General features: G+C 68.3%; 8 protein-coding genes. 5 read left to right on the top strand and 3 right to left on the bottom strand.

Annotation, left to right across the window (positions count from 1 at the left end):
* Nucleotides 1-264 precede the first annotated feature (264 nt).
* Complete coding sequence (locus EV138_RS26300; RefSeq protein ID WP_439649011.1) at nt 265-1,401, bottom strand: branched-chain amino acid aminotransferase; 1,137 nt, start codon at nt 1,399-1,401, stop codon at nt 265-267.
* 10 nt (nt 1,402-1,411) lie between these two features.
* Nucleotides 1,412-2,725, bottom strand: a complete 1,314-nt coding sequence (locus tag EV138_RS26305; RefSeq protein WP_133981418.1) for a helix-turn-helix domain-containing protein — start codon at nt 2,723-2,725, stop codon at nt 1,412-1,414.
* Nucleotides 2,726-2,969: 244 nt separating this feature from the next.
* On the opposite strand from EV138_RS26305, the gene EV138_RS37715 reads away from it, so the two are divergent.
* A complete protein-coding gene (locus EV138_RS37715; RefSeq protein WP_202866828.1) occupies nt 2,970-3,608 on the top strand; it encodes a hypothetical protein in 639 nt (212 codons plus the stop codon).
* A 110-nt stretch (nt 3,609-3,718) separates the two neighbouring features.
* Nucleotides 3,719-4,474, top strand: a complete 756-nt coding sequence (locus EV138_RS26315) for a helix-turn-helix transcriptional regulator (protein WP_133981419.1) — start codon at nt 3,719-3,721, stop codon at nt 4,472-4,474.
* 93 nt (nt 4,475-4,567) lie between these two features.
* On the opposite strand, the gene EV138_RS26320 is transcribed toward EV138_RS26315, so the two are convergent.
* Nucleotides 4,568-7,570, bottom strand: a complete 3,003-nt coding sequence (locus tag EV138_RS26320; protein WP_202866829.1) for a S8 family peptidase — start codon at nt 7,568-7,570, stop codon at nt 4,568-4,570.
* A 209-nt stretch (nt 7,571-7,779) separates the two neighbouring features.
* Between EV138_RS26320 and EV138_RS26325 the strand changes: the two genes are divergently transcribed.
* Genes EV138_RS26325 through EV138_RS26335 form a run of 3 tightly spaced genes read left to right on the top strand, consistent with a single transcriptional unit; the run spans nt 7,780 to nt 12,737 of the window.
* Nucleotides 7,780-9,561, top strand: coding sequence for a chitinase (locus EV138_RS26325; protein WP_133981421.1), 1,782 nt, complete (start codon nt 7,780-7,782; stop codon nt 9,559-9,561).
* A gap of 54 nt (nt 9,562-9,615) precedes the next feature.
* Nucleotides 9,616-11,277: an NAD(P)/FAD-dependent oxidoreductase gene (locus tag EV138_RS26330; RefSeq protein ID WP_133981422.1), complete on the top strand. Its 1,662-nt coding sequence runs from the start codon at nt 9,616-9,618 to the stop codon at nt 11,275-11,277.
* A complete protein-coding gene (locus EV138_RS26335; RefSeq protein ID WP_133981423.1) occupies nt 11,277-12,737 on the top strand; it encodes an ATP-binding protein in 1,461 nt (486 codons plus the stop codon). The genes EV138_RS26330 and EV138_RS26335 overlap by 1 nt, the downstream gene beginning before the upstream one ends.
* Nucleotides 12,738-12,748 lie beyond the last annotated feature (11 nt).

Below are 12,748 nucleotides of genomic sequence, written 5' to 3' on the forward strand. Positions count from 1 at the left end.
AGCCCCCAGCGCGTCGGCCGCCCACACTCAGCCGCGGCCGGCATGCCGCCGGATCGCCACCGCGCGTCTGCCGCCGGATCGCCCACCAGCGTGTGTGCTGGCGGTACGCCGGCCCGCCGGCCAAGTCTGCGGACCGCCAGCACATCAGTACGGCGTCGACGTGGCGACAGTTGGCCGCCGCTGAGCGTGCATCGGCCAACCGGATCGCCAGGTGGGCGCAGTACTGGTGGCCTGGCGGTCCGGCCTCCGGCGCGGCCGGCCGGGTTAGGTGAGGCGGGTCAGCCAGCCTCGCGGGTCGGGGGTGCGGCCGTACTGGACGTCCAGGAGGGCGGCTCGGATCGAGGCCGTGACCGGGCCGACGCCGTCGTCGACCGTGTGGTCGCCGATGGTGAGGTCCCCGCCGGTCCAGGCCACCCGGCCGATGGGCGTGATCACGGCCGCCGTACCGGAGGCGAACGTCTCGGTGATCTCGCCGCTGCGGATCCCGTCGCGCCACTCGTCGGCCGAGATGCGACGCTCTTCGACCTTGTGGCCGAGGTCTGCGGCGATGTCCAGGACCGAGTCGCGGGTGACACCCTCGAGGATCGAGCCGGACAGCTCCGGCGTGGCGATCCGGCCGTCGGCGTACACGAAGAAGACGTTCATGCTGCCGCTCTCCTCGATCCAGCGGCGCTCGACCGCGTCGAGGTAGATCACCTGGTTGCAGCCGTTCTCGGTCGCTTCGGCCAATGCGGCCAGGCTAGCGGCGTAGTTGCCGCCGCACTTGGCTGCTCCGGTGCCGCCCGGGGTCGCGCGGATCGAGGTGTCCGACAGCCAGATGGAGACCGGCTTGGGACCGGTGTCGAAGTACGGTCCGGCCGGTGAGGCGATGACGCCGAACAGCACCTCACGCGCAGGACGGACGCTCAGTGCTGCTTCGGTGGCGATCATGTACGGCCGCAGATAAAGGCTGGTCTCACCACTGCCCGCCGGAGGCACCCACGCCTCGTCTACGGTCACCAGCGCACGCAGCGCCGCGATGAAGTCCTCCTGCGACACCTGTGGCAGAGCAAGCCGCTGTGCGCTCCGGCTGAACCTTGCCGCGTTCATGTCCGGACGGAACGCCCACACCGAGCCGTCCTCGTGCCGGTACGCCTTGAGTCCCTCGAAGATCTCCTGCGCGTAGTGCAGCACAGCGGCGGCCGGGCTCACCTTCAGCGGCGCGTACGCCGTCACCTTCTGGTCATGCCAGCCGAGCTCGTCCGTCCACGAGGCGAGCACCATGTGGTCGGTGAACGACTGCCCGAAGCCGGGCTTGGTCAGTACCGCCGTCCGCGCCTCTGTCGTCGCCGGCGCGCTCGCCAGCTCCACCTCGAAGTTCCAAGCGTCTGCCACTGCTGCTGTCCCGTTCTGACTCGTCACTCTCGGCACGCTACCCCTGTGACCAGGCAGAGCTCGACCCGCTGCCCACACTGCGGTTGAGATACGGCCTGCGACCCAGTAATTCGCGGTAATCGCGCACGGCAGCTCGCCCGAGCTCCTTGCCCGGTACTGCGGACAGCACGCGGCCGGCCTCGTCGTACAGGTAGTGCGTGTGCCACTGGTCGGGCAGCTCCACCAGCACGCGCATCGCCAGCGCAAGACCGGCCGCGACCTCGCCGTCCACCATGAGGCAACGTGCCAAACGCAGCTCGAGCTCTGCCCGCTCGACGAGGCGCCCAGGGGGACACAGCTCCAGTGCTCGCTCCAGGACCACGTAGCCGGCGGCCGGGTATCCCAGCTCTGCACAGACCCGACCCTCGACACCGTGCACCTTGTACGCCGGCCAGTCGAACAGCCCGCTCGTCTGATGATCGCCCGCTGTCTCGTCAGTCACGGTGAGAAGGTCCTCCACAGCCTTCCAGGCAGCTGCCCCCGACCCCTGCTGAGCCAGAACCAGTGCCCGGGCAGCGTAGGCCTGAGCCAGACAGCCTGACCTGCCACCGACGACCCCATCGCTCGTCTCAGCGGCGTCGTCAACCGGGATCCCGAGCGCGACCGCCTCGTCAGCCAGCGTCAACAGCTCACCGAGCGGCCTGCTTCCGGTCACCCCGCCGGACGCCTCCCAGCCCCTGGCCAGACTCATGGCCAACCGCTCGCCGGAACTGTCAGCAGAGGTGCGGCTGGTCCACCACCATCTCCCGGCGGCTCGACTCTGCCCGAGTGCCGTCAGGGTGAGCGCCACCAGGATGCTCAGCTCAGTCACCAGTACTGCGTGCGTCGCCGATCTGCCGGCCGACCGCTCGGCAGGCAACAACTGCAGGTGGGCGGTCAGCTCTGGGAGCAGCTCGCCGGGCGGAGTCGTAGTGAAGGCGACGGCGAGGTCGGCCACGACTGCGTTCCACTCCTCCTCCGGCCGTGCCTGACCGTAGGAGTCGACCAGTCCGTGCCTGACCGCCTCCAGCAGGTCCGCGCTCATCGCCTGCTCGACCGGGTGGCGGAGCGGCTGAAGCTGGTACGCGGCCGCCGGTGGCTGGGGAACCGGTTGCGCCCGCTGGGCTTGCTGGTAGGCGGTCGTGAGAGTGGTGCCGGTGTTCAGCTCGCGGTCGCACAGTTGGGCGAGGTGAGCCGAGCCCGGCCGCTGTCCACGCTCCACCTGGGACAGGTAGCTGTGGTCGTATCCCACCCGGGTCGCGAGCTGCCGCAGACTCAGAGCGGCCGCTTGCCGGGACTGCCTCAACTGCACGCCGAACGCTGCCTCAGCCACAGGATCCTCCCCCGTTCGAGCTGTGGGCCGACTTCCCCTTCGACTACGGAGGCCGGCTCACTGGTCGCGCCTGGTGGTTGCGGTGCGCACCGGGGACGCTACAAGGGCCTACCGACAAAACAGTGCACAGCGCCAGGCTCCTTGGATTACAGGGGTTTCAGTGGGCTCCAGTGGACTGTGGGCTGCTTGGACAGCCCACAGATCACACCTGGTGGGCGCGGCTCGCGTCGGTGAGGCTTCAAGAGTGAAGCGACAGAACACGACGCAGCAGAAGCCGCGGCTCTTCCAGCTCGTCCGGCACACCGATGTGTCCGGCGTGCGTGGCACGGGCACGCTGGCAGAGGGAGTCGAGTGGTCCGACGGAGCAGTGACACTGCGCTGGCGTGGCCGCTGGCCGGCCACGTCGGTGTGGGACGACGGCATCGAGGCCGTCCTGGCCGTGCACGGTCGCAACGGCCGCACCCAGATCCACTGGCTTGCCACAACCCACCAGCTCACCCAGCAGCAGTCCACTCCCCGCACCGCCGCTTCACACGGCTCGGATTCGCACCGCACAGCGCCCCCGGACAGCGGCTCCCCGCGTGCTGCTCGCACAGCGCCGCCGGGCAGCGGCTCCCCGCGTGCTGCTCGCACAGCGCCGCCGGGCAGCGGCTCCCCGCGTGCTGCTCGCACAGCGCCGCCGGACAGCGGCTCCCAGCAGGCCGCTCGCACAGCGCCACCTGACAGCGGCTCCCAGCAGGCCGCTCGCACAGCGCCACCTGAGAGCGGCTCTCAGCGTGCCGCTCCGGGAAGCACCGGGCGGCTGTGGCTTCCGGCTCCCGGAGTGGACGGTCTGTGCGCGCGGTGCGGACGCGGCTGGCCGTGCCTCGGCTGCGATCCCTGACCGGGCGCGAGACAACGCTGTCAGGGGTCACTGATCCGGTTTAGTGTGTGGAGGGCAGATGGTGCGAGCGCGGATGGATTGGGTGGGCAGTGCGGGGCGAAGAGGAACAGGTGGCAGAGTCGCCTGCCAGCGATCCGCTGGACGAGCTGGACGCGCAGCTGTCGAGGCTGCGCAGTGTCGCCGACGAGTTGCGCGGTTCCCGCGGCAAACCCGTGCTGACGGGGAATCAGGTCGAGTTGATCGAGGACGGCCCGACCCTGCTCCAGACCTACGAGCAGTTGCAGAAGAACGCGAAGCGCGAAGTACGGGTGCTCGATCGGCCGCCGTATGCGACGCCACCGTCCAGTCAGCAGGCACTGGAGCTGAAGCGGTTGAGCGAAGGAGTCGGCTACCGGGCGATCTACGGCACGGAGGTGTTCGAGAGCGAGGACATCATGGGGGTGCTGCCCGAGCTGCAGTCGGCGGGGGAGCGCGGCCGGGTGCTGGCTCAGGTCCCGATGAAGATGGCCGTCGGCGACGACGACACCGCACTGATCGGGTTGACGAAGCGGGCCCCGGCCGAGTCGCATCTGCTGATCCGCTCGTCGGGGCTGCTGGACGGGCTGATCGCCACGTTCGAGATGCTCTGGGCGCTGGCGATCCCGATGCCGGGGTTGCCGTTCAGCGGCGAGTTCCCGGCGCTGCGGTCGCCCGATCGGGACATTCTGCTCCTGCTGGCCGGTGGCGCGACCGACGACAAGATCAGCCGGCACCTGCGGATCAGTCCCCGGACGACCCAGCGCCGGGTCCGCGCGCTGATGGAAGCTCTCGGCGCGCAGACCCGGTTCCAGGCGGGCGTGCAAGCCGCCCGCCGCCGCTGGATCTAGCAGAACCCCGAAGGTGCCCCAGCCGATCTGGCGCGACCACGCTGACGGCACCCGTCCGGGGTCACGCCGCAACGCGACCCCGGCTCGGTGCTGCTAGTTGATCGTCACCACTGTCCCAGCGCGGTTCGGGAACTCGACGAAGCCGATGGAGCGCTGATCAGTCCGCACTCCCGACCACGCCGCCGTCACCTGGAACGGCTTGCCCGCTGCCGGGGTGACCGGCGGCGTGACCTGCAGAGCACTGCCAGAGCTAGCCGTCACGACATTGCTCTGCATCGTGTACTGCGTGGTGTCGGCGCCGGGCGGGTTCGACAGGGTGATCGCCAGCACGCCCCAGACGCCAGGAGCCGGCGCGGCCACAGTTGCCGAGGCCTGGTTCGACCCGTCGCCTTCGAAGGACAGCAACTGCATCTGACCGTTGACCACCTTGTAGAGCACCATCCAGATGCTTCCGGCCGGGTCGACCGTCTTGATGTTCCACTGCACGGCCTTGGTGTCGGCGGTCACCGTCACCGGGTAGTTCGGCAGGTCGGCGTCCGCTGCGCCGGCCGGGACCGCTCCTGGGACGAGCGGTGCCGAGACCACGCCGTACGACCTGATGGGAGTGCCCGCCTTGCCTGCGGTCACGTCGAACGACACCTGGCCGGATGCGCCCGTTCCGCTCACCGAGGCGGGGGCGAGGACGGAGGTCGGCACGACGACGATCGGGCTGCGCACCGACGTACCCGCGCCCTGCCAGGTCAGCCAGCCGCTGGTGGTCTCGTTGGATGCTGCGGTGTCCTGGGTCAGCTTGACCGTGAAGCTGCGAGTCTGGCCAGCCTGCAGGTTCAGGATCGACGGAGTGACGACTGCCTTCATCCCCGGCACCGAGACGGTCGCGCGGTACAGGCCGCCGGTCACCGCGGTGACCCGGCGAGTGATGGTCTGGGTGCCGACCAGTTGGCCGACAGCGATCGAGGGAGCGTTGTAGTCGCTCGGATCGATGGCCGGTACGCCGGTGCCCGTGTTGACCCCGCTGCCTTCCAGGTAGCCGAGCCAGTCGGTGTCACCGGAGTCGTAGACCAGCCCCGGGTCCAACATGCGCGACGGCTGGACCTCACCGGCGCCCCGGGCGAACGGGTCGTTGTCCACCGCACCACTGGCGGTCTTGACGTCGCTGGTGGTCGTCATCAGTGCCGACTTGACCATCATCGGTGTCCAGTCCGGGTGCTTCGCCAAGTAGAGCGCAGCGAGTCCGGCGATGTGCGGAGCAGCCATGGACGTGCCTGAGTAGAACGCGAAGCTGTGCCCGTCGTTGGTGGGCGGTGCAACTGCCGCGAGCACGTTGACACCCGGTGCGGCGAGGTCCGGCTTGAGCAGATCGCCGTGGCTGGACAGGGACGGGCCGCGTGAGGAGAAGTCCGCCATCTGCGGGTACGGCGTGGTCTGGCTCGTCAGGTTGCCAGGAGCGAGCTGCGCGGTAGCGCCCGGCGTACCGGCGTACGCCTTGACGGACAGCGACCCCGGGGTGTTCAGGTGCACTGTTGGTACCGAGTGCGAGTCCGCAACCATGTCCTGGTCAGTGAGGTTGAGAAGGATCATCGCGACCCCGCCGGCGCGCTTGACCTCGGCCGACTTCGCTACCCGAGCGCCGACGCCACGGTCGCAGACCACGATGCGCCCAGCGGCCTTGCCGGCGTCGAGCGTGTTGGGCAGGCACTGCGAAGCGTCGTACGCCGTGGCGTCTGCCGTCTTGGCAGCCTCACCGGTGATGAGCGGCTTGCTGCTCACGTTGGTAGCCACGCTGGTGCTGAGTCCGGCGTACTTCTCCCCGTTGCCGAGGACCGCTGTCGCTTCGTACGGCGCTACTGTGCTCGCGCCGACTGTGGTGACCCAGGGGGAGGTGTTGTCGAGCGACGATGCGTCCGGTCCGGAGTTGCCGCCGGCAGCCGAGACGAAGATGCCCGCCGAAGCCGCGGAGAGGAAAGCGAGCTGGACCGGGTCGGTGTGCTCGGACTCGAAGATGGAGCCGACCGAGTAGTTGATCACGTCGACGCCGTCAGCAACGGCCTGGTCGATCGCAGCGAGGATGTCGGACGTGTAGCCGCCCGAACCGACGCCGTCCTTGCCCTCCCACAGTGCCTTGTACACAGCGATCTTGGCCGCCGGTGCAACGCCGGAGATGGTGCCGAAGTTGATGCCGCCTTCTGCGACGTCCACACCTGCCCTGCCTGCCGCAGTAGTAGCAGTGTGCGTCCCGTGGCCTTCACCGTCACGCGGTGAGGCGTAGTCGGCTCGCGCCTCGGGCGGCGTGGCCCCGAGCCAGGCGTCGCCGAAGTACTTGGCGCTGATCAGTTTCGTGTTGCACAGGTCGGCAGTGAAGTCCTCGCCTGCCTCGCAAGAACCGGTGAAGTCGTTGCCGTCCGCCTTGTGCATGACGATGGTGCTGCCGGACCGGTACGGACGGTACGGGTCCGCGGCGGTCGCAGGCTTGGTGCCCAGCTTGGGACCGGAGAGTGAGGCGCTCTCCGGCCAGATGCCGGTGTCGACGACGCCGACGACTACGCCCTTACCGGCCTCGGCAGTGCCGCCCAGCGCTGACCACACGCCGGTCTTGCCGGACAGCTTGAGGAAGTCGGCGGGCTTCTTGTCGTCCAGGGCGACGTGCAGTTGATCCGGGGTGACGGCGACAACGCCAGGCGTCTTGCTGAGCTGGCTCACCTGCTGGCCGGACAGGTTCGCGGCGAAGGCGTTGATGGCGGTGGAGTAGTGGCGGCTCGCCTTGGCCCCGACCGCGGCAGCGATCTGGTTGTGGCGGCTGGTCAGGAAGCTGCTGTAGCGCTTGGCGTCAGCGCCGGCGGTGTCGACCTTGCGGCCCTTGGCAGGCTTGGTGGCCTTCAGGCCGGCTACGCCTCCCTGGTAGGTGGCGAGCGGCTTGTCGGCCAGCGTCACGACGTACCGGCCGGCGGCGAACTTGGGCAGCCGCAGGGACGCGGCGAGGTTGTCCGGTGGTGCACCGGTCGGGGCGGGGGCCGCGCTGCCGCTCGGTGCGGCAAAGGCGGTGGTGGTGAGGACGGCGGCCGCGATGAGCGCGGTCCGGCGACGCAGTTGATTCACGCGTTTCCTCCAGTGGCGGTGAGGGATTGCGGGAAGCCTGCCAATCCGCGCGTCCGCCCACACCGTTTTGGCTTCAACTAGCCACTGGCGGAAACCCGTCAGCCCCGTCGGGTATCGGACAGGGGCGGGAAACCGACTGGGTGGATCCATTGACCGAGAGTTTTGGAAGCTCTCTACTTAATGGACCCCCACCGCCCGGAGGTTCGGTCATGCGTTCTCGGTGTCTTGCCGCGGTTGTCGCTCTGCTGGTCGTCGTCACCGGCCTGGTGACCGGGGCGACCGGCGCCCAAGCCGCGAACCTGCTGACCAATCCGGGATTCGAGGCCGGTTCGCTGAGCGGCTGGACGTGCTCGGGCGGCTCAGTGATCAGCAGTCCGACGCATTCGGGCGGCTACGCGTTGAACGGCGCGGTGTCGGGCAGCGACTTCGCCCAGTGCAGCCAGACCGTCGCAGTACAGCCGAACACGGCGTACACGTTGTCTGCTTGGGTGCGCGGGTCGTACGTCTATCTCGGCGTCACCGGCGGCGCATCGACCTGGACGCCCTCGGCGTCGGGGTACACGCAGTTGACTGTCGCGTTCACCACTGGAGCCAGCCAGACCTCGGCACAGCTCTACCTGCACGGGTGGTACGGCCAACCGGCGTACCAGGCTGATGACGTGAGCCTCGACGGTCCCGGTGGTACGCCACCCACCGGCGGAGCACCGAGCGCTCCCGGCTCGCCGTCAGTCACCGGTACTACGAACAGCTCGATCGCGCTCTCCTGGGGAGCTTCCAGCGGCACAGTGACGGGGTACCGCGTCTACGAAGGCTCCAGCGTCGTCAAGACGGTCACCGGTACTGCGGCGACCGTCGATGCACTGGGCGCGTGCACGAGCCACAGCTACACCGTTGCCGCGTACAACAGCAACGGAGAATCCGCCAAGTCCTCAACAGCAACAGCGACTACGGGCGGCTGTACCAGTACAGGTCTCGCGAAGCACGCGCTGATCGGCTACACGCACGCCAGCTTCGCCAACGGATCCGGGTACGTCCGGATGGCCGACATCCCGTCCGCGTGGAACATCATCAACCTCTCCTTCGGCGAGCCGACCTCGGTGACGTCGGGCGACATCCGCTTCAACCGCTGCCCGGCGAGCGAGTGCCCGAACGTGGAGAGCGACGCCGACTTCGTCGCCGCGATCCGGGCCAAGCAAGCAACTGGGACGAAGGTGCTGATCTCGATCGGCGGCGCGAACGGCCAGGTCCAGCTCACGACCACGGCCGCCCGCGACACCTTCGTGAGTTCGGTCAGCGCGATCATCGACCGGTACGGACTCGACGGGCTCGACATCGACTTCGAGGGCCACTCGCTGTACCTGAACCCCGGCGACACCGACTTCCGCAACCCGACCACACCGGTGATCGTGAACCTGATCTCGGCGCTGAAGACCCTGAAGGCGCGGTACGGCGCGAAGTTCGTGCTGACGATGGCGCCGGAGACGTTCTTCGTCCAGATCGGCTTCCAGTTCTACGGCGACGGCGGGAACGGCGGCGACAACCGGCGCGGTTCGTACCTGCCGGTGATCCACGCACTGCGCGATTCACTGACCGTGCTGCACGTCCAGGACTACAACTCGGGTCCCGTGATGGGGCTGGACAACCAGTACCACACGATGGGCGGCGCGGATTTCCATATCGCGATGACCGACATGATCAAGGCAGGCTTCGGAGTCGGCACCACCGGGCAGACCTTTCCGGGTCTGCGGGAGGACCAGATCGCGTTCGGCGTACCGGCCGCCACCAGCGCCGGGAACGGCTACACCGCCCCCGCAGCCGTTCACCAGGCGCTGGACTGTTTGGTCAAAGGCCAGAACTGCGGCGGCTACTCGCTGCGCGGTGGTACTTCGCCGTCGTTCCGAGGCTTGATGACCTGGTCGATCAACTGGGACAGGTACTACAACTGGGAGTTCCAGAACAGCCACGCTCCGTACCTCGCGGCCCTTCCGTAACGCCCTCGGCGGAACCGTTCCCAGAAGTAGGCGATCCGCTGGTATGAAGGAGGCATGACAGCGTCGACAACCCGCCCGGTGATCCTCACCGTGGACGACGACCCGGGGGTCTCCCGGTCGATCGCCCGCGACCTTCGCCGCCGGTACGGCGAGGACAACCGGATCGTCCGGGCCGAGGCGCCCGACCAGGCTCTCGATGCCCTTCGCGAACTCAAGCTCCGGGGTGAGCCGGTCGCCCTGCTGCTGGCCGACTACCGGATGCCGGGGATGTCCGGGATCGACTTCCTCGAGGCCGCGATGGACCTCTTCCCGCTCGCCCGCCGGGTGCTGCTGACGGCGTACGCCGATACCGATGCCGCGATCCAGGCGATCAACGTCGTCGACCTCGACCACTACCTGCTGAAGCCGTGGAACCCACCGGAGGAGAAGCTCTACCCGGTGGTCGACTCGATGCTGGAGCTGTGGAAGGCGACCCCGGAGCCGTCCACCGACGAGACCAGGGTGATCGGCCATCGCTGGTCGGCGCCGTCGTTCGCGGCCCGCGACTTCCTGGCCCGCAACGCGGTTCCGTTCCGCTGGATGGGTGTCGATGACGAGGAGAGCAAGCGGCTGCTCGAAGCCGCGGAGGTCGACGGCTCGACCCTTCCGGTCATCATTACGCCGGACGGCGAGGTGCTGGTGGCGCCGTCCGAGTCCGAGCTGGCCGACAAGGTCGGGCTGTCCACGGCGCCGGCCGAGGAGTTCTACGACCTCGTGGTGGTCGGCGGTGGTCCGGCGGGGCTCGGTGCCGCTGTTTATGGCGCTAGCGAAGGGCTACGGACCGTCCTGGTTGAGCAGGTCGCCACCGGTGGTCAGGCCGGCCAGTCGAGTCGCATCGAGAACTATCTGGGCTTCCCGGACGGGGTCTCCGGTGCCCAGCTGACCGATCGCGCCCGGCGGCAGGCGATCCGGTTCGGCGCCGAACTGCTCACCGCCCGTCAGGTGGTCCAGCTCGAATCGCGCGGCTCGGCGCGACGGCTGGTGTTCTCCGACGGCAGCGAGATCTCCGCGCATTCGGTCATCCTGGCAACGGGCGTCGCCTACCGGTCGCTGGAGGCGCCCGGCGTCGACGACCTGTGCGGCCGGGGCATCTACTACGGCTCGGCGACCACCGAGGGTCCGGCCTGCGCCGGCCAGGAGGTCTACATCATCGGCGGCGCCAACTCCGCCGGCCAGGCCGCGGTCTATTTCTCGAAACATGCCGAACGCGTGCATATGCTGGTGAGAGGACCTTCGCTCGAGGCGACCATGTCGTCGTACCTGATCGGCCAGATCTCCGACATCGACAACATCGAGGTGCACACCTGCACCCAGGTGGTGTCCTGCAAGGGATCGGATCACCTGGAGCGGGTGACCTTGGTGAACAGTGCGACCGGGGAGAGCCGGGAGGTGGACACGGAGTGGATGTTCGTGTTCATCGGCGCGGCGCCGCGAACGGACTGGCTGCCGGGTGACCTGCTGCGCGACGAGCGCGGGTTCGTCCTGACCGGACCCGACCTGCACGGGCGGCCACCGGGCTGGTCACTGGAGCGGGAGCCCTATCACCTCGAGACGAGCATGCCCGGCGTGTTCGCGGCCGGCGATGTCCGGGCCGAGTCGGTGAAACGGGTCGCCTCGGCGGTCGGCGACGGTGCGATGGCAGTGACCCTGGTGCACAGATATCTGGAGATGCTCTGATGGCAGTAACTGATACAGACGAACCGCTGCGGCTCAGCATCGACGAGCTCCGCACGCTGTTCCTGTTCGAGAGCCTGACCGACGAGCAACTCGGCTGGCTGTCGCGGGAAGGGCACGTGGAGGCCGTCGAGGAAGGCATCGTCTTCGCCGAGGGCGACGAGGCGACGTGTTGCTACCTGCTGCTCACCGGTGGGATCCGGATGTGCAAGCTGTCTCACGGCGAAGAGGTGGAGATCAACCGCAGTACGCAACGCGGTGTGTACGCCGGTGCCGTCACCGCCTTCCTCGGCGCCGACGAGCGCAAGGCCTACGGCGCGACCATGCGGGTGCTCGAACCGTCCACGTTCTTCGTCATCACCGCCGAGACGATGGCGACGATGATGAACCGCTGGTTCCCGATGGCCGTGCACCTGATCGACGGCTTCGTCCAGGGCATGCGGCGGACCAACGAGACGATGGGCGAGCGGGAGCGGTTGCTTGCCCTGGGCTCCTTGTCCGCCGGATTGACGCACGAGCTCAACAACCCTGCGGCCGCGGCGGTCCGGGCGGCCGCGACGTTGCGGCAGCGGGTGGCCGGTATGCGGTCCAAGCTGGCGATGCTTGCCGACGGCACCCTTGACGCGACCAAGTTGCACACGATCGTCGAACTCCAGGAAGCCGCCGTCGAGAAGGTCGCCAAGGCGCCCGAGCTGTCGCCCCTGGATCTGAGCGACGCCGAGGACACGCTGACCGACTGGCTGGACGACCACGGCGTCAACGCTTCGTGGGATGTCGCGCCGGTGCTGGCCGCGGTGGGGCTCGACGTGCCGTGGATGGAGGAGGTGCTCGCGGCCGTCGGCGACGAGTACCTCGAAGGCGCGGTGCGCTGGTTGATGTACACGATCGACACCGAGTCGCTGATGAACGAGATCGACGACTCGGTGACCCGCATCTCGACGCTGGTCGGCGCCGCCAAGCAGTACTCGCAGATCGACCGGGCGCCGTACCAGGTGGTCGATCTGCGCGAACTGCTGAAGTCGACGCTGGTGATGATGTCCGGCAAGTTGCAGGGCCTGAACGTGGTGAAGGAGTTCGATCCCGACCTGCCGCACATTCCGGCGTACGCGGCGGAACTGAACCAGGTCTGGACGAACATCATCGACAACGCAGTCGGCGCGATGAACGGCGAGGGCACGCTGACGATCCGGACCAAGCGCGACGGCGCCTATGCCGTCGTGATGATCGGCGACACCGGCCCCGGCATCCCGCCGGAGATCCGGAACCGCATCTTCGAGCCGTTCTTCACCACCAAGCCGATCGGCGAAGGCACCGGCCTCGGCCTCGACATCTCCTGGCGCATCGTGGTCAAGAAGCACCACGGCGACCTTCGCGTCGACTCGAAACCCGGCGAGACCTGGTTCAAGATCATCCTCCCGATCGACCCCGACAACGAGATCGAAGCCCAGGCCGACCTGATCTGATCCGGTCGACG

The organism is Kribbella voronezhensis (assembly GCF_004365175.1).
In the GTDB taxonomy this organism is placed as follows: domain Bacteria; phylum Actinomycetota; class Actinomycetes; order Propionibacteriales; family Kribbellaceae; genus Kribbella; species Kribbella voronezhensis.